This is a genomic window from Formosa haliotis (assembly GCF_001685485.1).
GTDB classification, from domain to species: Bacteria; Bacteroidota; Bacteroidia; order Flavobacteriales; family Flavobacteriaceae; genus Formosa; species Formosa haliotis.
Window position 1 is genome coordinate 1,204,378 of sequence record NZ_BDEL01000001.1, and the last position, 24,220, is coordinate 1,228,597.

Genomic DNA, 24,220 nt, shown 5'->3' on the forward strand with positions numbered 1-24,220 from the left:
TATTTATGAAAACAAACCTAACTATGAAACCCATGAAACGACATGGTAAACTGGCATTTAAGCCAAAATTATTGCTCGTATTACTCGGTCTGCTGGCCAGTAGTATATCCTTTGCCCAAGTCACCGTAAATTCTTTACAAGAACTACTGCCGTATTTAAAGCAGGACAACGTAAATGTAACCTTAACTCCAGGCACTTACACGGTTACGGCAGAAGACATTCAAAACGGTCTATTTCCTGATTATACCGAATTTTTAGGTCGTAAAAATTATGTCTTATTTTTAGTCTCCGGAAATAATAGCGTTTACGATTTTACAGGCGTGACCGTGAATGTTGAAACTGCGGTTTTCAATGCCTATTCTGGATCTTATGACAATTTCTACGAAGTACAAACCACAGGTAATAATAATGTACTTAAAAACTTAACCTTGGTAGACCTTGGTAGTGTAGACGATTATCCAAAAAACGGTGCTTGTAATATTACTATGGACGGTGCCAATAACCGCATAGAAGGCTTCCATATTACAGCAAAAGGATCTTACCCGTACGGATATGGAGATGCATTTGGTAAAGGAGGAACCTATACTATTAAACATTACAAACACAGTGCATTTTTAATTCGAGGGGAATCTAACCACGCTAAAGGCGTAACTATAATTCACAGAACCTACGGACATTGTATGTTTATGCAAGCCGCTAACAATCCTATTATAGAAGATTGTTATTTAGAAGGTGAAATGCGATCTACAGACGATATGCTGGCCGAAGAAGGCACAGGATCTGCTGCAGATTTAATCGACTTTTACACGGTTTGGGGCTACCGCTTACCTCCCGGCTATATGAAAAGTACAGGTGAAGCAGGTATCCGTGCCTATAATGCTGGAGAAACTATTATTGATGGTGTAGAATATAGCCGTGGAACCTCAAATGTAACGGTAAAAAACTGTACGATTAAACACTTAAGAACTGGAGTTACTGTTGCTCATGCTACCGGTACAAAATATGTAGAAGGCACTACTGCCATTGGTTGTGAAAACGGCTTTTCTTTAGGAACAGGTACGGTGGTAGACTGTTATGCCGATGTCGCTTTTGGGCCTGTGTATGCTACTACATATAATACAGACATTACTATTATTCCTGCAGAAGATCCATACTATAATGGTTCTGGAAACGTCGCATATATAGGTGGAAGTAATCACAACATTACTTTAAAAAGCGCGCCTGGATTGGTTATCGACCAAGATTTGAAAATTAAATTTGGAGGCGAAAGAAACCATATTAGTACGCAAGGCGAAAGTTTAAACAACCAAGATAATTTTACTGCGAATAATATTACCATAAACAACCACACCAACTTCCCTATTGTTTTAGATACAGAAACATCTAACGTAACAGGAGTTTCTGGTGGAATGGTTACCGATTTAGGAACTGATAATAACATTGTCCACGAAGCAGTTTCTGTTAATAAAATTGAAGCTGAAGCCTATACCAATATGAATGGTGTTACAAAAGCAGCTACCACAGACGACGGTAACGGCGAACACATCACATCTATCGATGCTAACGATTGGTTAGAATACGATATAGATGTAGCCTTAGCAGGAACCTATACCATGAGCTACCGCGTTTCTGGTACAACAGATGGTGACTTCACTTTAAGTCAAGGCGATACAGATTTAGAGCAAGTTACATTTGCTGCAACAGGCTCCGATGATACTTGGACTACCGTAACATCGGCTGCACCGTTTTATTTAGAAGCAGGAACACAAACTTTAAAAATCACAGCTCACGCTGCACAATGGCAATTAAATTGGTTAGATTTAAAGTTAGAATGTGCCGCTGTGGCAATCGTACCTTATGTAGAAGAATTGAATCCTTTGGGGCTTTCCATTCAAAATCAGCAAACAGCCGATGTTGATATTTTCCCTGGAAATACAGCACGTTTACACCCGCAACCTTTAGTTGGAGGTAGCTGGGCTTGGACTGGTCCAAACAATTTTAGTAGTTCAGATCGTGAAGTGGTGTTAGAAGCTATTACTTCAGACCTAGCTGGAGTGTACCAAGCTACTTACACTAATGACTGCGGGGTTACTAGCACGCTTACATTTAACATAAACCTAGCCGGTTCTCAGCAAATTGAAGCTGAAGCTTATACCTCTATGAATGGTGTAGAGACAGAAACCACCACCGATACCAGTGGTAATGAGCATGTAACAGCTATAGACGAAAACGATTGGATGGAATACACCATAGACATTCCTGTGTCTGCCACCTACCGTTTTAATTACCGAATGGCTAGTGCCCAAGATAACAATCAGTTTTCTGTGACTCTTAATGGTGAAGATTTAGATTCTATGTCCTTTGCTTCTACAGGAAGTGCCAATACATGGGCCACAGTAAAATCGGATCAGACAACATATTTACCTGCCGGATCTCACACCTTAAGAATAACCTCTAACTCATCCGACTGGAAATTAAACTGGATACTTCTAGATGGAGAAAATTTTGTAAATCCGTGCGACTTGCCTTTTATACCAGAAGGTTTCACCATAAAATCTGAACCTGTGACTTGGTCTTCTGGTCTTATCGATATTAGTTGCGTGAGTAGTGTAAATGCCTATATTGAATTAGCAGAAACAGGAACTTTAGCAGCTACAGATCAGGTTAAATTAATGTATAAACTAGACGGTGGCGAAGCGATTAGTATTGCAGATTTTCAAGGCATGCTTACAGAACATACAGGCATAGTGCGAAACCTTTCCGGAAGCACATTAGAATTAATTATTGAAGGACAAACCGCTACAGACGAGAATTATTATACAGTTTCTAAAATTAATATCGTTGAAACTACCGATCCGTTTGCGAGAATTGAAGCCGAAGATTTCACCGAAGCCGATGGACCTAAAATAGGAAACACAGGCGATGTTGATGGCGTTCAGAATTTAGGTTCTGTAAAACCTGGTCACTGGAGTATGTATGCTGGGTTAGATTTAACCGATGTAAAAAGTATAAATGCACGAGTTGCTAGTACGTATGATGATGCCTTTATTGAAGTTCGTTTAAATAGTGTTGATGGTGAACTTATTGGGACTGTAGATGTGGTTAACACCGGAGCGTGGCAAGTGTACGAAACCGTAAGCGCATATATAAAAGATGTAACTGGTATTTACGATGTGTACTTGGTGTATCAAACTAAAACCAGTGCCAATGTATGTAATATCAATTGGTTTCAGTTTTCCGATGCTTATGTAAAAGCTCCAACCGATCCGTTTTCAATCTTTCAGGCGGAAGATTTCGATTCAGAAAATGGTACCGAAACCATTGCAACCACAGATAGTGATGGAGTTAGCCAAGTGAGCAGTATTGGCAATGACGATTGGATTATGTTTGAGGCTTTAGATCTTACAAACGCTTCTAGCTTAGATTTAAGATTAGCAAGTGCTTCAGGAAATGGTACATTAGAAGTGCGTTTAGATGCTACAGATGGCCCTATTATTTCCCTAATAGATTTACCAAGTACCGGATCTAATACCGACTGGGCAACGCTTAATGCAGCTATCGATCCTATAAATACAGAACATGATATCTACTTTGTTTTTAAAGGTGAAGACGAGGATATGGTTCAATTAAATTGGATGCAATTTAAGGTGTATACGAATCCATACGACAGAATTGAAGCAGAAGATTTTGACGAACAATTTGGAGATCCAACCGTAGCAGACTCTACATCAGACATTGATGGAAACGGAGATTTACGTGGTATTTTCCCAGGCGACTGGATAAAATTTAACGCCGTAGACCTTAGCAATGCTCAGAGTATCAGTGCGCGTTTCGGCTCTTTATACGATGATGCCTTTATAGAAGTACGTACCGATGCTGCTGATGGAAATCTTATCGGAACGATAGAATTGCACAATACAGGAGGTTGGCACACTTGGGAAACTACAAGTAACAATCTTACACCTACTACAGGTGTTCACGATGTGTATTTCATTTTTAGTGCCGTTACCAGCCCAAATGTTTGTAACATCAACTGGTTCCAGTTATCTGAAGAGAAAATTAGCTATCCACGAGATCCTTTAGCAAAAATAGAAGCTGAAGATTATGACTTAGCCCAAGGTACAACTACCATTACAACGTCTGACGAAGATGGTGTAGAAGAAGTTAGCAACATTCAAAATGGCAACTGGACCTTGTATAAAAATATCGATTTATCAGATTTAGGAGCTATCGATGTCCGTGTGGCAAGTGCTTATGATTCTTCTAGTATTGAAGTACGTTTAGGCGCTTACGACGGTCAATTAATTTCAACCATTAACATCCCTAATACCGGTAGTAATACTACCTGGCAAACGGTAAGCGCAGAGCTTTCAGAACAAATTGAAGGCGAACAAAATGTATATTTAGTATATAAAGGTTCTGAAAATGAGCTATTACATATTAACTGGTTACAATTTAAAGAACTTGTAAGTGATCCTGGTTTTTACGAGGCCGAAGATTACGATGATATGGCTGGTATCGACACCCAAGAGACTTCCGACGATCATGGAGACATGAATGTGGGTTGGATTCAAAACGACGACTGGATAATGTTTAACGATGTAGATCTAACTAACATGGTAACCTTAGATTTACGTTATAGCACCACAAATTCTAATACACGCGTAGAAGTTAGATTAGGCGCTCCTACTGGCGAATTAATTGGTAATGCACAATTAAGCAGTACCGGTAATTGGAATTCTTGGGAAACGACGACAACGAATTTAATTCCAACGAATGGCCTTCAAAATGTGTACCTTGTTTTTAAAGGTGGTACTGGCTATTTATTCAATTTAAACTGGTTACATTTCAAGGCTTCTGATAGTAATTTTGCAAGAATTGAAGCTGAAGCATACGACAATCAGCAAGGAAACCCGAATGTTAGAACCACTTCCGACATCGATGGTGGTGAAGATTTAAGAGGAATTGTACCTGGAGATTGGGTTATGTTTAACGCCGTTGACTTAACTGGAGCTAAAAGTGTAAGTTCAAGAATTGGTTCGCTATTCGACGATGCCAAAATCGAAGTTCGCTTAGATGCCGCAGATGGTGCATTAATTGGTACAATCCAATTACACAATACTGGTGGTTGGCACACTTGGGAAACAGTAGAAAACAATATAGAACCAACAGATGGTACGCACGATGTTTACTTTGTATTCCAAACCGAAACCAGTCCGAATGTATGTAATGTAAACTGGTTCTTATTTAGTAATTCAACCGTATCGGCACCTATTGTTCCATTTGAACGTATAGAGGCTGAAAACTATCAATTAGTAAATGGTACCCAAACTGAAAGTACTACGGATGAAGATGGTGTATCAGACCTTGTTAACATCCAAAACAACGACTGGATTATGTTTAACGATTTAGATATTACTGGAGCCATGTCTATGTCTGTTCGTGTTGCATCACAACAGGCAGGAAACACCATAGAGGTACGTTTAGATGATTATGCAGGTGAATTAATCTCGACTATAGAGGTTCCAGAAACTGGCGGTTTAACCACCTGGTCTACCCTTACAGAAGACCTCTCTACAGTTGATGGTATTCACGATGTATATCTTGTATTTAAGGGCAACACCGAAGGTTTATTTAATGTAAACTGGTTACAGTTCCATAGCGAATCGCTGTCTGTAGATCAAGAAGCATTAAACACCTTGGTATTATACCCTAATCCAGTATCTCAAAACTTAAATATTAGGAACGCTGCTGGAGCTAGACTTCAATTTTATGATGTAACCGGAAAACAAATTTTAAATACGACGGTTAAATTTAATGAAGCATCTATCAATTTAAATCATGTTCCAAGTGGTTTATATTTAGTTAAAATTGAAAAGGATGGCTACCAAATAACCAAAAAGATTATTAAAAAATAATAATCCTCTAGTATCTTATTGCAAAGAGGCTGCCTGAAAAGGCGGCCTCTTTTTTTTTCACCCCATTCTATTCAGTTTCATCAGTTACAATTAATTTCTATGTATATAATTAATGCAACATCAAAAAGACATAATTCAATAACATTTATGTAGACAAACACTTAAAGAGACCTACTTACGACTCCAAAAATTAGTATATTTAATAAGAATACCGAGTTGTATTCCTTAACAATGAAATCAATGAAACATTTCAACCTTATTCTTATATTTATGATTATTGGAACCCCTTGCTTCGCTCAAAATCCGTTTGTTACACATATGTATACGGCAGATCCTTCGGCGCGGGTTTTTAACGATACGCTTTATGTATATCCATCTCACGATCCAGATGATGCCGAGTGGTTCGATATGGTAGATTGGCATGTATTTTCTACCACCGATATGGTAACCTGGACCGATCACGGTGTTGCTTTAGACATTAAAGATGTAAAATGGGCTACAAAATATGCTTGGGCACCAGACTGCATTCAAGCCAATGGGAAATACTATTTTTATTTTCCTACAGACCAATTTCATATAGGTGTTGCAGTAAGCGATTCCCCTACTGGGCCTTTTGTTGACCCGCTAGGTAAGCCTTTAATTTCTATGGATACCAAAGGCGTAGTTTGTAACAGAGATTTTATAGATCCTGGCGTGTTTATAGACGACGACGGACAAGCCTATTTATATATGGGCCAGTTGGTCGTTAATGCCATAAAACTGAATCCCGATATGGTTTCTTACGATGGTGAAGTGCACTTATTGGAAGGTACCGACGATTTTTTTGAAGCCTCTTGGATGCATAAATACAAAGGAAAATACTATTTATCGTATGTAGGAACTAGTGGTGAAATAAAATATTGTACGGCAGACAACCCTTTAGGCCCTTTTGAATATAAAGGGGTGATTTTAGAAAAAATGAATAGTGGCACAAACCATCACTCCATAGTTGAATATAAGGGACAATGGTATCTATTTTATCATAATTCCGATTTGTATTATAAAAATCACCCCGAAGTAGAACGAAAGTTTGGTTGGGGTCATGAAGGTAGTCCACATCCCTTTCGTAGATCGATTTGTTTTGACAAATTATTTTATAACGAAGATGGCACCATACAACAAGTTATTCCAACAAAATAGTCTAATTCAATTTTACGACCGTTTCTTGTAAAGACATAATAAGCATACCTTAAAACCGAATCCCTGTTAAACAAAAAACTAGCACTACCTGAAGTCCTGCTAGTTTTGTTTTATCTAATTAGATTTTATAACAATTCCTGATTGAAATTACTGTGAAATAAAAAGATGATTTTTTTCTTTATAGGAAGAAGAAAAATAAAGCATAGCCTTAGCTACAGTTTCTTTTTATTCTGAATTAGAAAATAAACCAGCCTGCCGGCTGGCAGGAAAGGGCGTTTTATTACGGTTATTTTAATGGACATTGCTATTATTTTTACAATTTCATCCATGTTAATTGCGGCCAATTTTCTTTTACAAAAGGCTGTGGTGCTCCTTCCGTCGATCTGCCTGTTTCGATGATTGTTGTTATTTTAGATTTTAATCGATTGACTATTTCGGGATGTTGAAAATATAGATTTTTAGTTTCTCCAGGATCGTTTTCCATATCATATAATTCATAAAGTGCTTCCCCTGGTTTTGGTTCGATTAAAATTGGTTTTAAGGATCCGCCCGAACCACGAAGCATATTCAATTTCCATTTTCCTTCGCGAATGGCAAAATGTCCTGTAAATGCATGATGAATAACGGGACGCTCTGCATCGATATCGGTACTTGGATTTTTAAGATAGTGGTACAAACTAAAACTGTCTTCGGCAGCAGTATCCGGAAGCTTAGCGCCAACAATATCGGCAATAGTTGCTAAATAATCCGTCTGGCAAACTGGCGTATTCACTACACTTCCAGCTTTTATAGTTTCTGGCCAACGCATTAAAAATGGCACCCGATGTCCGCCTTCGTAAATATCGCGTTTTCCGCCTTTAAAATTCATACAACTATAATGCTGATAGGTTTTTTTTTGATATTCATAATTACTTTCTGCACCATTATCCGAAGAAAAAATAACCAAGGTATTCTCCTCTAACCCGTTAGCTTTTAAGGCGTCTAAAATTTGCCCCACTCGAAAATCGGTTTCTTGCATAAAATCTCCATAATTGCCACAATTACTCGTGCCCTGAAAATCGGGATGTGTACAATGTGGTAAGTGCGGACTTGTTAATGGAAAATACAAAAAGAACGGTTTGTCTTTTTTTGTGGCTGCATCAATATAGGCCACAGCTTTGTTGGTTAAAGTTTCTAGAACTAATTCGTCGTTAAACGACGGCGCTACTTCTAAATACCCTTTTTGTTGTTGGTCTTGATATGGCGGTGTCATCCTGTATGTTCGTGGTGTAACATCCATTTTCTTTTTGGTCCACATCGTTGGCGGATCTAGCACGCGATCGTTCTCCAAATAGGTTAGAATACCATAATTCATCGACGCTGGAATTCCAAAAAAGTAATCGAAACCATGTTCTATTGGCCCTTCTTTAAAAGGTTGAGACCAATCGCGATTTTTACCCCGCTCACCTTCAAATTCCATTTGCAAATGCCATTTTCCAATCATGGCTGTATCATATCCATTAGCCTGAAGCAGAGAACCAATAGTCATTCTTTTAGATTCAATTAAACACGGGCCATCGGCACGCAATACATTTGCTTTTAAACTGGTTCGCCAACTATATCTCCCGGTAAGTAAACTATAACGAGAGGGCGTACACACCGCATCACTACTATGACCATCGGTAAATACAACACCTTCATTGGCAATTTTATCCATATTAGGCGTCTTAAATTTTGCCTCCGGATTTAAAGCTCCAACATCGCCATAGCCCTGATCGTCTGTGTAAATAATTACTATATTTGGTTTTTTAACCTCTTTGCCCTGTTGTGCCACCAAAATGTTGATGCCAATTAACACAACAAGGCAAGTAAAAATGGGTTTATGCTGTAGCATATTATAACTTTTCAACGGTGACATAATACGCTCCTAATTCTTCATTATTGTCTAAAGTAAACCACGTTTGAAGTTGGGTTTCTCCCGCTTTTAAATCGACTGTAAACTCTACATATTCCTGAGTGTCATCCACGGCTTTCTCGTCTTCAGCATCTTGAATTTTAATTCGCGCATTTTTAATACGCAAAGCTTTTCCTTTTTTCGATGCACTAACGCTGGTACCCGAAAGTTCTGGACGAATATCCGCTTCGGCACCTAAGGCTAACTTCGTTTCTTTAGGCCAACGACGTAATTTTAAATTATAAGTTCCGGTTTCGGCAACTTTTACCAACCAATAACCATTATCCATATATCCGGAACGAATATGGCGCTGATGCCAGGGACTTGCCGCTTTTTCGGTATGCCAATCGTGACAAAATAAGGTTGTTGGGTTTTCTGCTTTGTGGCCTATATAAATACGTGGAAGATCGTTATAACCCGGTAATAAATCTGCCCACCAGGCATCGTAAGCCGCTTTAAATTCAGCCATTTTTTCTGGATGTTGTTCGGCAATATTGGTACGTTGCTCAGGATCGCTAGTTAAATCGTATAATTCGGTACCGTCAATTAAACGCCATTTTCCTTGCATTAGCGATGTTCTTCGCCAAGGTTCTGGCACATCGACACGTTGTGAATTGGTGATTACAATACGCTCTTTAAAATTAGAATCGTCGCCAGCTATTAATGGTTTTAAACTTTGTCCGTCGAAGGCAATAGAATCGTTTACTTCTAAATCACATAAATCAACTAAGGTTGGTAATACGTCGTAATGCGCAGTTAGCGCATCGATATCTTTTCCTACGGTAATCCCGCCATCTTTCCAATGAATAAATAAAGGGACACGGTGGCCGCCTTCGTATTTACTTGCTTTAATTCCACGCATTCCGGCATTAAATCCATTGGTTACAAAACCGTCTAAACGGTCATCTGTCTTCGGGATTTTGGCCCCAGCCGAAGTCCCATTATCGGTCATAAACACTAAAATGGTATTATCCATTAATCCACTAGTCTTTAAATACTCGGTAAGCTTCCCAATATTTTCATCGACATTAGCAATCAAACCATAAAATGCTGCACTCGGGATATTCTCGTTATCCTTATACGGATCTGAATATTTATTGGCTACAAAATACGGGGTGTGTGCGGCATTAGTTGGCAAATAACAAAAGAAGGGTTTGTTCTTCGCTTTATTTTCTGCCATAAATTTCATGGCCTCATCAAACCAAATATCGGTACAAAAGCCTTCAAACTTTTCCAGCTTTCCGTTATGGTGATAGGTATCGTTAAAATAATCGTTATCCCAATAATCCATGGTTTGCTCGATACCACCACCACCGTGAATAAGTACTTCTTCAAAACCTTTGTCTTGTGGTCGCGATGGGTAATTATCGCCCAAATGCCATTTTCCGAAAATTCCGGTTGCATAGCCGTTGGCTTTCATAATTTGTGCCGCCGTGGTTTCACGTTCTAAAAGTATGGAGCGACCATTTACGGTATGCCAAACCCCAGCTCTATTAGCATTATGTCCAGTTAATAAAGCGGCTCTAGTTGGTGCACAGGTAGGATTAACATGATAATCTGTAAAACGAGCACTGCTAGCATGAAGCGCATCAATATGGGGCGTTTTTATATACGGATTACCTAAAGCGGCAATATCTCCATACCCCTGGTCGTCGACCAAAATTAGGATCACATTCGGTTTGTTCGAAGCTTGCTCTTGCGCTACTTCATTCTTTTTTCTTTCGTATTACAAGAACTAATAAGTGCTAAACTTAAAAATGCTATGATATATTTAGCTTGGTGTTTTAATAAAATAGTCATAAAATGCAACTAGGTTGTTTGTTATGGATTTCCTTTAAGGCTAAGGTATCTTTTATTCGGTTTTTATAGTATAAGTTATAGCTCATAACCTATAACTTATAATCTATTTCTGTATTAACAGGGCGTTTACGGCATGGTTTTAATTGTAAAACTATGCTTTATACTATCTAAATTGCGTTTTAACACCTGTGCTTTTTCTGGATTAGAACTGATGACATTTTTAGATTCTGCTACATCTTCATTTAAATTATATAGAGCCTGCTTATCATCATCCAAAACATATTTCCACGGCCCCATTCTAATAGCATTGCCTCGGTATAGGAAATAATCTTGCTTTAAGGTTTGCGTTTCACCACTTAAAATTGAAGTAATATCCTTCCCGTCTAATATCCGGTCTTTAGGAAGTGCCGATTCGGTTAAATGAACCATAGTTGGCAGCATATCTAAAGTAGATACCTGTGCATGAGAAACTACACCACTCGGCACAAAACCGGGTTGCCAAGCTATAGCAGGCACGCGACTACCACCCTCGTAAGGCGAAAATTTACCATCTCTAAGATTACCAGCCGAACCAGCATCTAATTTCTTACTTAACCAAGGCCCGTTATCCGAGGTAAAAATTACCAAGGTATTTTTGTCTAAACCTGTCTGTTTTAAAGTCTTTAAAATTTCACCTACAGACCAATCTATTTCTTCTAACACATCGCCAAATAAACCGCGTTTGGTTTTACCCTTAAATTGTGACGATGCATACAAAGGCGTGTGTGGCATACTATGCGCTACATATAAAAAAAAGGGTTGATTTTTATGTTCTGTAATAAATTGGGTGGCTTTAGTGGTGTATTTTTTTGTGAGTAAGGATTGATCCACTGGCCATTCTATCACCTCATTTCCTAACATTAATGGTACTTTATTTCTAAAATTTTTCTTCGGATTTTCTGTTTTATAATCTGATTCGGTAAGATTTTCATTGAACACAACGTCCTTAGCTAATGGAGTTTCTGGATCTTGCCACATATCGTTACTATATGGGATCCCATAGTACATATCGAAACCCTGTGCTGTTGGCGAAAATTCAGGTTTATGGCCCAAATGCCATTTCCCAACCATACCGGTTTGGTATCCGTTTTCTTTAAGAATCTCTGCAATCGTTAGTTCCGAAGCCGGCATACCATCTTTGCTATAGGGCCAAAACACACCATCATCCTGTCCCCAGCGCTGCGCATATCGTCCGGTTAAAAGTCCAGCTCGCGACGGTGTACAAATGGAACTAGACGTTGAAAAATCGGTAAAACGCATACCTTGAGCAGCCATGGCGTCTAAATGCGGTGTTTCATAATCTTTAGCGCCGTAACACGATAAATCGCCATAGCCCAAATCATCGGTATAAATAATAATTACATTTTGATGACGCTCTAAGGGTGTTTTCGATTGTGATTGACACCTTAAACTGAAGATAAGTAGTGCTATTTGAACACATACAATTAGACCTTTCATAAATACCTTAACTTTTTGAATATATACCTAAATCGATTAACAACTCAAAAATACAAGACAAAAAGATTTTAGGCTATAAGCTATGTAGCTTTTACTATAAGTTATGACCCTTTAATTTGGAACCTATAGTTTTACTTCGACTTTTCTCTATAAATTAATGTTCAGTTCTTTTAGTATTTAACCGAGTTAAGCCCAATCCGAAACAATTCTTAAAACAATTCGTTACTAGAAGTAATTATGAATGTATTCCTAATATTTTCTAGAGTTGATGTTAAGATTTACTTTGTCCTTCGAATGCTCTCAACCGTAACAAAGCTTCCATAAAATAATAATCGGCATAAATGATGGAGGCATCAACTTCTGAATTTCGTGGATGGTGACCTGTAGAGTGTAGCAATAACGCATCATTTGTATCTTTACTTAGATAAGCATCAGACGACAGCACCGTTATGAAGTATTTAGCGGCTTTAGCATATTTTTCTTTAAGTTGATGGTCTTCTATTAAAGTAGCCAACTCTAACATACCACATGCAGCAATAGCAGCGGCCGAAGCATCTTTAGGGGCATTTGGAATTTTTGGGTCGTCGAAATCCCAATACGGAATACCATCGTCCGGCAAACGTTCTAGATATTTATCGGCTAACTTAATAGAGGCTTCTAAAAAATCTTTACGTCCTGTTTCTCTATACGAAAACGCAAAACCATATATCCCCCAAGTTTGTCCGCGCGCCCACATAGAATCGTCGGCATATCCCTGATGAGCAACCCCACGAATAAATTCGCCTGTTTTGTCATTAAAAGAGGCTAAATGATAGGTAGAATAATCAGGTCTTATTAAATTTTTCATGGTGACTTCGGCATGGCGTTCTGCAATATCATATAATCGCTTTTCTCCACCGTTTTTAGATGCCCAAAACAATAATTCCAAATTCATCATATTATCGATAATGGTATTATGAGGGTATTGCGGTTTACTAGGCCAAGAATGTATGGTACCAACTTGGGGGTTATATAAGGTTGCTAAAGTATCTGCAGCGGCAAGCATCACGTTTTTATAAGCTTGGTTGCCAGTTAAACGAAATCCGTTTCCAAAACTACAATATACCTGAAACCCAATGTCATGATCTGTTGCTTTAGAATATGCGATACTTTTAATAGGTTCTGTAAATTCTTGGGCTTTTAGTTTAAGCATTTCATCTCCAGAAAACTCATAAGCATACCATAAAACTCCGGGCCAAAAGCCAGAACACCAATCACGAACTCCTACCAATTCCCAAGACGTATCGCCTTTTAATATCGTTCTAGGAAAACTATCCCTTACCCGTAAATGTTTTACTGTTTGAATAATTTTATTGGTATTGGCTTGTAATACGACCTGGACCTCTATTGTTTCAGGTTTTTTTTGCGCCTCATTACAGCTATTAAACAAGAATACAAGTAATAGCACTACAAGAGTTTTTTCTAAAATATGCATGCTCTTCTAATTTTGGTTTTGCTTAAAGATTGATTAAATACTAAAATTAGCTTTTAAGATACAGACTATAAACAAATTAGCATTCAATATATATTAATTATGGCCCATTTGTGAATTAGAAACACCTTAATACTACTATTAAAAAAAAAAAAAACATGAGACCTAAAAGTTATAAACTTACTTTAGATTAGTTTAAAAAAACTGTATATAAAAATCTAATATTTATATATCGGATGCAAAAACAACTGTGTTTTTAAAATAGGAAAAGGTGAAATAAAAATGAAAAACATTTTATTTCACCTAAATCCTTAACAGATTTTAATTACTAGATATCAACCAGTTAGTGCTTGACAACTTTTTTAACTTGAGTTCCTGAATCTGATTCAATTTTAACGATATACATACCATTTAATAACTGACTTAAGTCTAATTGACTCATTCCTTTTTTCATAAATTTTGAAATAACCTTTTGTCCCGTTAAACTAAAAACCTCAACTTGAGCAGATCCTTCTTGTTTAATCTCTACATTTAATATATCGGTAGTAGGATTGGGAAACATTAAAATATCATTATTTAAACTTTCATTTTTAATACTAAGTGAATAATTTAAAACTTCAATAACTTCGAACCGTGATTGGTTGGTTGTATTTCCTGGAGCAACTAAAATAGCTTGATTAGATTCTGAATTAGCTCCAATTAACCTAGCATTATCGTTTGTTATATGATAAGTAAGTCTACCCTCTGGTTGCACTACTGACCACTGCACAGAAGCATCAGTTACTGTTTTAGCCGACATTACAGGTAATCCACTATCCATAGTTGCTGTTAACCTTGGTTTTTCACCTCCTCCAATACAATCTATATAAAAATATCCCTCTCTACCTTCTACTGGAGTAAAAGTCCAAAATGATTCCGTACTTGTTGGGAATAAGGTTTCAAAATCGTTTATTGTACCAGAATTAATATCGTCATGATAACTTAAAGAAAAAGCCTGATCTGTTCCATTAGCCATTACCCAAAATCTAAATCTGTTATTACCTAATCGATATGCTTTTTCTGGATTTGGAAATCCAGAGGCTTCTTCCGAGCAATCTAGAAGACTATTACTTACCCCTTTGTCTATTATCTCTCCAGCCCCACAAGTTTTTACAACTACACTCGTACTCATCTCATCTAAAACCACTGGCATATCTGTATAATTATTTAATTGTAACGAAGAAGCAGATAATGGATTTTGATTAGAAGTTACCCCCAACAATCTAATATTATTTTTATCTCCACCCACTTGAATTTTAAGGTCGTTATTAGACTCTCCTCCTCTTAAAGTTATATTGTGTGCTTTCCCTCCAATATAAGCAACCGTTCCACTACCATTATAATGATTATCACTTGGCAAAACTGTGATATCGATATCCGTATTACTATCGCTAGAATAGGCAAAACTTAAAACTGGTCCGTATTGCGCATCTGCACTACAATTAGACACCGTACCGCTACCTATAGAATAGCCTTGTTCGCAACCTAAAAGTGTGACATTATCTACTATTTTCGTTCCTGAGGCATGAGCTAAAGTCACCCCCGTTCTGGCATTTTTAACCGTACAATTTAACACAGTAGGATTGTCTGTTCCGCGTTGAATTTCTTCGCCGTCGATATAAGTGGTACCTGCATCGTAAGCTCTAATACCGCCTTCTTGAAGACTCATCATATATCCGGCAGGTAATTTATAGCCCCAAACTGTCATAAAATCTACATTATCGGCTGGTGTACCTGTTCCCGCTTCAGCCAACATATCGTCTGTAGAACGCATTTCGCCTTCAATATAACAGCCCTCAACAGTTGGATGACTTGCTGCTTGCATAAACACGATGTGCCCATACGATCTAGAAATAATATTACAATCTTTAAGGTGATTACGCAGTCCTCTTATTAAAACTCCAGAATGTTTTCTATGATTAATTACAGACCCGCCGCCTTTTCCAAACGCATCGCCATAACCATACGGAAAGGATCCTCGGATGGTTAAATCGAAACCTTCTATTCTATTATCTCTTCCATCCATTACTATAGATTGGGCTCTATTGGTAGGCGCCGTTGTGCCGATATCTTCAATCGTTAGATTTTTCAGCACATTGTCATTTCCTAAAATTTGAAATTCATTCACATCAACATTTCCGAATTTCGTTAAAACCTCTGTGCTAATTTCAATTTTTACATCGGTAAAATCGTAGACATTATTGGAGCCTTCAAATAAAAATAGCGGATTGGAGAATGTACCATCATCGATATCGGACCCGTTTATAGAATAGGTCCCTGGAGCCAGTTTTACATCAACATCACTTTGTTTTAAATACGGCAATAATTCTTCAAGTGAGTTTACTGTTACCGTTTGGGCAACGGCATGTCCCATCATAAAAAATAAGATAGGAATAAACATAAATAAAGTAGTTTTTTCATTTTGAAAATTTTAAAGTTCACCTGCAATGTATAATGAGCGACCTTAATTGATTATAACTTAGCGTTCAAAGTCTTTAAATTATCGGTCTTATATGCGAAATTCGCTATATATTGTTAAAATTTTACACAATGAATGATTTACAAACCCAAACATTTAATTATTTACAAAAAAACTCAAAAGCCATATTTATAAATTTCATTCTTTTAAACAGAAAGAGGCTGTCTAAAAAGTTGAAATTTCGTCAACCTGAATTTATTTCAGAATGACGGTTTAACACTTTTAGGACAGCCTCCTTTTGCTATTTATTGAGAGCTTAAAACGTATAAGTATAGGCTTAATTAATCTGCTCGATCAAGACCAAACTCCAAGGACTCAATTCGCGATCTAGAGTTAATTTTCCATTTTCACCTACTGTAACTAGTTCTGTCTTTAGGCCTTCGGCAGCTTGTTTCATCACTTTAATTTGCTCCCGTGTTGGCGGCTCTGGTTTTCCCATTTGTTCCCAATAATTATAAATATTCCCGTGATCTTTGTCTAAAGTTTCCAATTTAAATTGGGTACCCGGTTTTAAATCGGTAAGCTCCATTTTTAATTGACGTGGTTTTCCGTTTTCATATTTATCTATTTTTTTGATACTTGAAGGCACCGCATTATAATGGTCTTCTGGATAATTATAAGCCAAAGCCACTACTTTTCCATCTCCTGATTTTTTACTTACAAACAGATAATCATTTTTAAATAATTGTTCATCGCCTAAATGATGTAACATTCTATATGCATGATACGAAGGCTTCACTAAACCTTGATAATTAATCATACCGAAACCACCATGGAAGATACTTTCTCCTCCGCCTTTTTCTTCAAAAATATCTGTAAAGGTCCAAAACGCTAACGAATTTGTTAACCCAATACAATCTAAGTTTACTTTGGTAATATACGCTGCTGGTGGTAAAAAGTCGTGCATGGCATCTCTACTATTCGGACTCGTATTCCATTCGGTTAAATGGATTTCGGCATTTGGGTAAGCACTTTTTTTAATGGTTCTTTTTAACCATTCGATATCGTCTTTGGTAGAATTTACATATCTAGAAAAATCCTTCCCTTTTCCTGTGGTAGGATTAAACGGATAATCAGTTGGATAAGGATGTGTCGACACAAAATCAACAGGAAGCTTTTCCTTCTCGCAATATGCTAAAAAGTCTTCTATCCAAGAGCCTTTCCATTCTAGATCGTTAATATTATCTGCAGTAAACGTAATTAAATCCCCATCTCGACTTTCGACTTCGCCATCGTAACGCCCATCGGCTACAAAATTACTGCTTGAGGGTCCCCCTACTTTTAAGCGATTATCTACAGATCTCACTGCCAAAACAGATTGTTTATACAGCTCGAAATATTGCGATTTGGTACCATCAAAAAAGCCGTAATGTAAATTTGGCTCGTTCCATACCTCAAAATACCAAGTTAATACCTCATCAATACCATAACGGTCTACACAGTGTTGTGTAAAAGCTTTTACTAAATTATGCCATTCGCCATACTTCGATTCATCTGGTGTAATATTGGCTTTCCACCAAAATTGCGTTTTACTATTTTCGGCTGCCAATGGGGTTGGAAAAAATGCCAACTCTACAAACGGACGCACATTTAAATCTAACATTCTATCAAACAAATCGTCTATATATTGCCAATTGTAAGTGTATTTTCCTTCTTTTTCGAATACAGGAAACATATCGTCGTGAAAAATTCCGTGAAATCTTACAAACTCAAATCCGCATTCTTCTTGTACCTTTTCTAACTGCTCTAACCAACCGGCACGTAAACCTTCGTTTGCACGACCCGCGCCTACACTTTTGCTCCAAAAATGTTCAAATTTTTCGCCTGATTGGTTGGCTTTTACCTTTACCTCTTGAGCAAATGCCGTGAACATGGCCAACATAAAAACTCCGGTAATCCATAATTTCTTCATATTAATTTTATCTATTTATTTAAATTCAACATCCTTAACAAACGCATTCGTAGTTACTTGTTTTGCTTCTACTTTTTTGCCATCTAAAATCACATTATCAAATAGGATATCTTCTACTAAATGCTCAGCATCGTAGCCTACTAACTCCATACTTGCGTGGTCTTTTATCGTATACGGTTTCCAATCTGGCCCATCTTGAAAACCTGTAAGTGAGGTATCTATAGGTGCCGAGGTCGCCGTAATATTTTTAAAAGTTACATTTTTAATATGGCCGCGTTCTTCGGTTTCTGTCCATCGTGTTTTACCGATCCAACACGAAATTAATCGACGCGCTTCTTCAATTCTGATATTATCAAACATGACACCGCTAATTACAGCATCGTCACAATGATATACTCTTAAGGCAGTTTCCCTCCCCACATCGTGAATGACATCGCAGTCTTCGAAAAGCACATTGCTAATATTTTCGTGCACTTCAGCACCAATACTTAATGCGTGCGCCAATTCATTCCACACGACACAGTTGCGCGTATGTACATTGTTTACCTCTCCATAACCGCCAAATGATTTAATAACAACCGCATCATCAAAGGTTCTCATAAAGCAGTTTTCAACCAAAAGATCGCTACTGCTAGTAATATCTACACCATCGGCGTTACCGCGCCAACCAAAAATTTTAATATTATCGACATGAACCTTATCGCAACTCTGGATCGGAATGGTCCAATGGCTCGGGTCGAAAATGGTTACACCTTCTATGGTAACATCCTCTGCTTTATGAGCCAAAATAGTATAACGTCTTATTTTTTTAGGAATCGTACTTTGATCTATAATTCCGCGCCCTCTAATGCTCACGTTATTCCCTTCAAGAATAAAAGTTGGCTTTTTTCTTAAATGGCCACGGATTTCAATTTCGTCGTCCTGCTCTGGTACAGTACAACGGATATATGCCCCTCCTGCCAAATAAATAGTCTGGCCATCGGAAATAGTTAATTGGGAAACTTCATGAAGTCCTGGGCCAAAATAAATAACGTTCGGGTCGTCTGGATTTGGCACATTTTTTTCAAACGGATTGGCTAATATGTGTAAAGATTCGTGCCATTCGCCATTCACTTCAACCGTTACATGACCAGGTTCTGTTAATTGAAATGTGATTTTAGTGCCATCAACCATTGGTGTAATACCATAAGACGTTGGTAAAATTTTAACCGCATGCACTTGTTCTGGAGATTCTACCGTAACGGTAACCGCAGCATTCATATCTAATGAAGCAACTGAAGCTAATCCGAATTCACCTCTATTGGGGTTTAAACGCGGAATCGGATTATCGGGCGGAATTTTAGTGCTGTAAACCGGCACTTGTTGGTCTTCAACAGTCACTTTATATTTTTTAGACAATACAATCTCTTTTGGTGCAGGGTAGACTTTTACCTTGCTTACGGGTTGCTCTGCACAAGCGGATACTACTAACAGTAATATTCCTAATAATGTCATATGTTTTAATTGCTTTATCATAATTGAGGTTGATCTTTTTTGATATTCTACTTTAAGTTAAAATATTTTGTTTTCGTCATGCTGAACTTATTTCAGCATCTCATTTGTTTTATTAATCAAACTCTTATGTAGAGGCACTGAAACAAGTTCAGGTATTGAACAATGCTATAAGTGATTAATAATTTTCAGCTCTATTTTGAATCTATCTCATCTTCAAAAACTTGTTCTAACTTCACATAGTCTACAGCCAATTGCCCTGAAGAAGGTTTCCAATCTTTTTTGAAAATACGGATAAGATTATCGCCTGCTTTAAGTTCTACAATACCAAAATCGATTTCTGTAAAGGTTTTAGATTGTGGGAATTTAAACTCGCGGTACAAATGACTATTGATTAATACATTGTGATTAGACTCCCCTTCTGGTGATGCATAGCTCACTTTAAATCTAAATTTAGATGGCTGGGCAACTTGGGCTAACATAGACACATGGTCGTACGGATTATCGAAATTGGTTACATAGCCTTTTCCGCTATAGTCTTTTAAATACGTATCTACAAACACATTGTACAAGTTGCCTCCTGCCGCAAAACCGCTTTCGGCTTCCAATTTCATTGTCACTCTAGTACGTTCTGCTTTTCCTAAACCTTTTTTTGAAGGGATAATCGGAATGATATTGCCTGCTTTATCGTATTCTAAATAATCTGCCATTGCAGACCGTGTTTCACTCAAACCGCCAGACAACCAAGCGCTGTGATAAAACATAATATCTTTCCCTTTATAGTTTACAACTCCGCCGTGATTGGTCCCGCTTTGTCCTTCAAAATCATCTATAAACACACCTTTAAACGTGTATGGTCCTAATGGCTTATCAGCTACCGCATAAAACATTTTTTCTGGCCAGCGTCTCGGCGTTAAACCCGGATAGGTTAAATAATAGGTGCCGTTACGTTTGTGTACCCAAGGCCCTTCAAATACATGGGTTAACTGCTTGGTTAAATCAACATAGGTTTCGGGTTTTATAGACATAAGGTCCTCATTCAATTCTGCAGCATAACACTGTCTATCGTGACCCCAATACAGATAAGGTGTGCCATCGTTGTCAATAAAGATAGCCGGGTCCTGCCCAAACTCTACCCCCTTAACATAACCTAAATCTGTAAAAGGACCTTGCGGGACATCGCTACGTGCAATTCCGGTTCTAAACAATCCAATACCCGCTTCTTTCATACAGTACACCAAATAATACTGCCCACGATAATACGCGGCATCCATGGCCCAAGCATGACTCTCTGCCCAATCTACATTTTCTATATGAAGAATACGGCCGTGGTCTGTCCAATTCACCATATCTGTTGTAGAAAAGGCGTGGTAACCGGTCATGCCGTAATGGTTATTAGACCCAGGCTCATCGTGAGAGGTGTACACCCATAGTGTATTGGGATCGTCTGGCCACACATGAGGTGATGGATCTGCTGTAAATACGTTTGTGAAAATGGGATTTTGAGAGACCCCAATTGTCACACTTAAAAGCGCTGTTAACAGTAATAATTTGGTTTTCATTTTTAAATAGTTTGTCTGTAATTGTTTTAAAAGGCTATTATCTTTTGGTAACTTTTATAAGCGTTCCTTTGTTTTCTATAATCTCACCATTGGTGGTTATCATGCTATTACTAGCCTGAACACCTATTTTAATAGGCATTTTGGTTTCGTTTCTTAAATTTAAATTTGTGGTTTCAGCCTCCCCGTAAGGAGACATCGCTTCCCCATGCTCTGGATGCGTATATCCCACCAGAATGGGTAAATCTGTTTGACGCGTTTTTCCGTTTTCCGATTTTAATACTATGGTATTATCAGCCCCTTGAATGGTTGCTAAAGCATGCACCAGACGATCTGATTCAGCATCATCTACAATTAAATCGACTTTAACGCCACTACCCTCAACAAATAATAATGGTCCGTAATTAGCATCGCCTTTACAATTTTTAACCACGGAATTATCTCCGATCCAATACCCGCGTTCTGTCCCGATAGTTATACAGTTTTCTACGTGTGCTGTGTTAAAACGCAATTCGAATCCGGCACGTGTGTTTTTAGCGGTACAGTTTTTAAAGCTGATATTTTCGCAAACCCCATAGGTTCTAAAACCGTCTTCGCAAAGCGATTTCATATAGCCAGGAGTCACCACATATTCGCCTTCACGATTCTTTGTCCAGGTTTTAAAATTTACATCGAATGCTGGCCCTGAAGTTTCAGCCAGAATATCGTCGGTTGACCGGACTTCGCCTTCGGCATAACAATCTTCAAAATAGACATTCTTAGGATGTTGTTGAATAAAAAAACAATGCCCAAAAGACCGGTTATACACCTTACAGCCATACAGTTTCGTTTCATCTCCGGTCACCAAAAGGCCACTGTGTTTACGGTGTTTTATCGTGGTTTCTTTTTGTTTTCCTTTTCCAAATAAATCGCCATACCCATACGGATAAGACCCTTTAACATATAATGTAATGCCTTTTATAACATTAGATTCTCCAGCCACTTGAAGCACTGTACCACCTCGTGAGGTGCCTTGTCCGATACATCTAATCGTAAGTCCCACAACCGTGTTATGAGCACCTGTAATTAAAAATTCGTCTGTGTGAATAGGCGGATTTAATATCGTTCTAATTTCGGTATCCAATTCTATTTCTACACCTTCTAGGTTGAACACATTATTACTCCCACTAAACGTAATGTATTGATAGTCCTGATTTTCTTTACGTTTTTTAAGCTTGTCAGGAGTTAAATAATCGGTGAGTTTATATACTCCAGGCGCCATGGTAATGGTATTGCCACTTGCCGCTGCGTATTTGGCAAGCTCTTTAAGGGAACTGATTTTAATATCTTTGGCATTGCTGTTAGCACTTAGCAGCAATAATCCTAAAATCAACATTAGAGATTGTATTTTTATGTGAAATAGATGTTTCATTATGGTTTTGTTTTTCTGTAATTGCTTTCTTCTTTCCAGATATCAATATCGACGTCATTTTCTAGCAGGGTTCCTGTAGTGCTTCTTCCATTTTTTATATATTCTTTTAGTATGCCGACTAAAGCATCGACCTTTTCTGGGTACTGCGCCACCAAATTAGTTGTTTCACCTAAGTCTTGATTTAAATTATAAAGTTGCATCTCGGGTAAACTGGCTTCTAAAGCTTCAAAATCTTTAGGCGAACTCCAGCCTCCCGAACCTGGTGCCAATAACAATTTCCATTCATTTTGACGTATTGAAAAACGACCTTCAATAGAATGATGTACAATTTCGTTTCTCGGGTATTCTAACGATTTTCCGAACAATGCATTTAAGAAACTCTTGCTATCTTCTGCATTATATTCTGGAATTTCAAAAGAAAAATAATCTGCAAACGTAGCCATCAAATCCGCTAAACAGATTAATTGCTCAGATTGCGAATGCGCTTCAACCTGGTTTGGCCAGCGCACAATAAACGGCACCCTATGTCCGCCATCCCACAAATCGGATTTTGAACCACGTAAGCCCGCACTAGGATAATGCCCTTTAGACTGTAATTCTGGAATGTTTGCTAATTTAGACGTACCATTATCGGAAGTAAAAATTACAATCGGATTTTCACTTAATCCATTGCGTTCCAAAGCTTCTAAAACCTTCCCTACCGAACCATCGGTTTGTGCTACAAAATCGCCATATTTACCTAAATCGGTTTTACCGACCCATTCTTTAGATGGCACAATTGGTGTATGCGGAGCGTTCTGAGCAAAATAAATAAAGAACGGTTTTCCGTTTTTTGCGTCTTGAGCCTTTGTATCGATTAAACGACTTACTTCTTGTGTTAATGTTGGTAACACATCAACCACAGGTATTTCTTCGGTAATTTTATCGTTTCTAACAAAACTACTCATCGCTCTAGAATGATGAAAACCATAAAAAGAATTGAAACCTCTTGTTATGGGGCCATCCGGAATTTTAGTACCGATAGGAACATTCGCTAAAAATTTTCCTGCCTCTTTTTTAGGTGTAATAGCTTTTAAGCTGTCCGGCACTTGATACTGATACTCTAAATGCCATTTCCCAACTAAAGCCGTGTTGTATCCTTGCTTTTGAAACAAATGCCCCAAAGTCATTCTATCTGCTGCTATTAAAGGTTGCGCCCCGCCTTGAACCACCCCGCTTTGTAATCGCGTGCGCCAATTGTATCGTCCGGTTAACATGGTATATCTAGACGGTGTACAAACCGACGAACTGGTATGCGCATCTGTAAAAACCATTCCTTCTGAAGCTAAGCGATTAAGTGTTGGTGTTGGTATTTTACTTTGTTCTGGGTCTAGAGCTTCAATTTCTCCATAACCCATATCGTCTGCCAAAATAAGTACCACATTAGGCAATACCCGAGCTTCTACTTTCGATGTTGACGTACAACGACAACACAAAAGCAATAAACCTATACCAACGACTACAATTTTTAAATCACTTATTTTCATTTACT

Annotated in this window: 12 protein-coding genes; 2 read left to right on the forward strand and 10 right to left on the reverse strand. The window is 37.9% G+C overall.

The features are described from left to right. The first annotated feature begins 5 nt into the window (after positions 1 to 5). Both A9D35_RS05125 and A9D35_RS05130 read left to right on the forward strand, forming a co-directional pair. Positions 6 to 5,918 carry a carbohydrate-binding protein gene (locus A9D35_RS05125; RefSeq protein WP_083191617.1) on the forward strand — a complete coding sequence of 1,971 codons (5,913 nt, stop codon included), beginning with the start codon at positions 6 to 8 and terminating at the stop codon, positions 5,916 to 5,918. Positions 5,919 to 6,158: 240 nt separating this feature from the next. Beyond that, positions 6,159 to 7,097 (forward strand): family 43 glycosylhydrolase, encoded by a 939-nt coding sequence (locus tag A9D35_RS05130; RefSeq protein WP_066219897.1) that lies wholly within the window; start codon positions 6,159 to 6,161, stop codon positions 7,095 to 7,097. Positions 7,098 to 7,410: 313 nt separating this feature from the next. Here A9D35_RS05130 and A9D35_RS05135 read toward each other — a convergent pair whose 3' ends face one another. From A9D35_RS05135 to A9D35_RS05180, 10 genes are all read right to left on the reverse strand, one after another. Then, on the reverse strand, positions 7,411 to 8,970 hold the full coding sequence (locus A9D35_RS05135) for a sulfatase family protein (protein WP_066219900.1): 1,560 nt from the start codon (positions 8,968 to 8,970) through the stop codon (positions 7,411 to 7,413). A gap of 1 nt (position 8,971) precedes the next feature. Beyond that, complete coding sequence (locus A9D35_RS05140) at positions 8,972 to 10,702, reverse strand: arylsulfatase (protein WP_066219903.1); 1,731 nt, start codon at positions 10,700 to 10,702, stop codon at positions 8,972 to 8,974. A 254-nt stretch (positions 10,703 to 10,956) separates the two neighbouring features. Further along, positions 10,957 to 12,327 carry a sulfatase family protein gene (locus A9D35_RS05145; protein WP_083191619.1) on the reverse strand — a complete coding sequence of 457 codons (1,371 nt, stop codon included), beginning with the start codon at positions 12,325 to 12,327 and terminating at the stop codon, positions 10,957 to 10,959. 271 nt (positions 12,328 to 12,598) lie between these two features. Continuing rightward, entirely contained in the window at positions 12,599 to 13,801 is a 1,203-nt protein-coding gene (locus A9D35_RS05150) for a glycoside hydrolase family 88 protein (protein ID WP_066219905.1), read from the reverse strand. Positions 13,802 to 14,141: 340 nt separating this feature from the next. Beyond that, the gene (locus A9D35_RS05155) at positions 14,142 to 16,238 is read right to left on the reverse strand and encodes a T9SS type A sorting domain-containing protein (protein WP_066219908.1); all 2,097 of its coding nucleotides are present in this window, start codon (positions 16,236 to 16,238) and stop codon (positions 14,142 to 14,144) included. Positions 16,239 to 16,593: 355 nt separating this feature from the next. Beyond that, positions 16,594 to 18,228, reverse strand: a complete 1,635-nt coding sequence (locus A9D35_RS05160; protein WP_066219911.1) for a GH39 family glycosyl hydrolase — start codon at positions 18,226 to 18,228, stop codon at positions 16,594 to 16,596. A 15-nt stretch (positions 18,229 to 18,243) separates the two neighbouring features. Then, positions 18,244 to 19,743, reverse strand: coding sequence for a glycosyl hydrolase family 28 protein (locus A9D35_RS05165; RefSeq protein WP_083191620.1), 1,500 nt, complete (start codon positions 19,741 to 19,743; stop codon positions 18,244 to 18,246). 170 nt (positions 19,744 to 19,913) lie between these two features. Beyond that, positions 19,914 to 21,281 (reverse strand): family 43 glycosylhydrolase, encoded by a 1,368-nt coding sequence (locus A9D35_RS05170; protein WP_066219913.1) that lies wholly within the window; start codon positions 21,279 to 21,281, stop codon positions 19,914 to 19,916. A gap of 37 nt (positions 21,282 to 21,318) precedes the next feature. Further along, positions 21,319 to 22,689, reverse strand: a complete 1,371-nt coding sequence (locus tag A9D35_RS05175; protein WP_066219919.1) for a hypothetical protein — start codon at positions 22,687 to 22,689, stop codon at positions 21,319 to 21,321. After that, entirely contained in the window at positions 22,689 to 24,215 is a 1,527-nt protein-coding gene (locus A9D35_RS05180) for a sulfatase family protein (RefSeq protein WP_066219922.1), read from the reverse strand. Before A9D35_RS05180 ends, A9D35_RS05175 begins: the two co-directional genes overlap by 1 nt. Between the last annotated feature and the right edge of the window lie 5 nt (positions 24,216 to 24,220).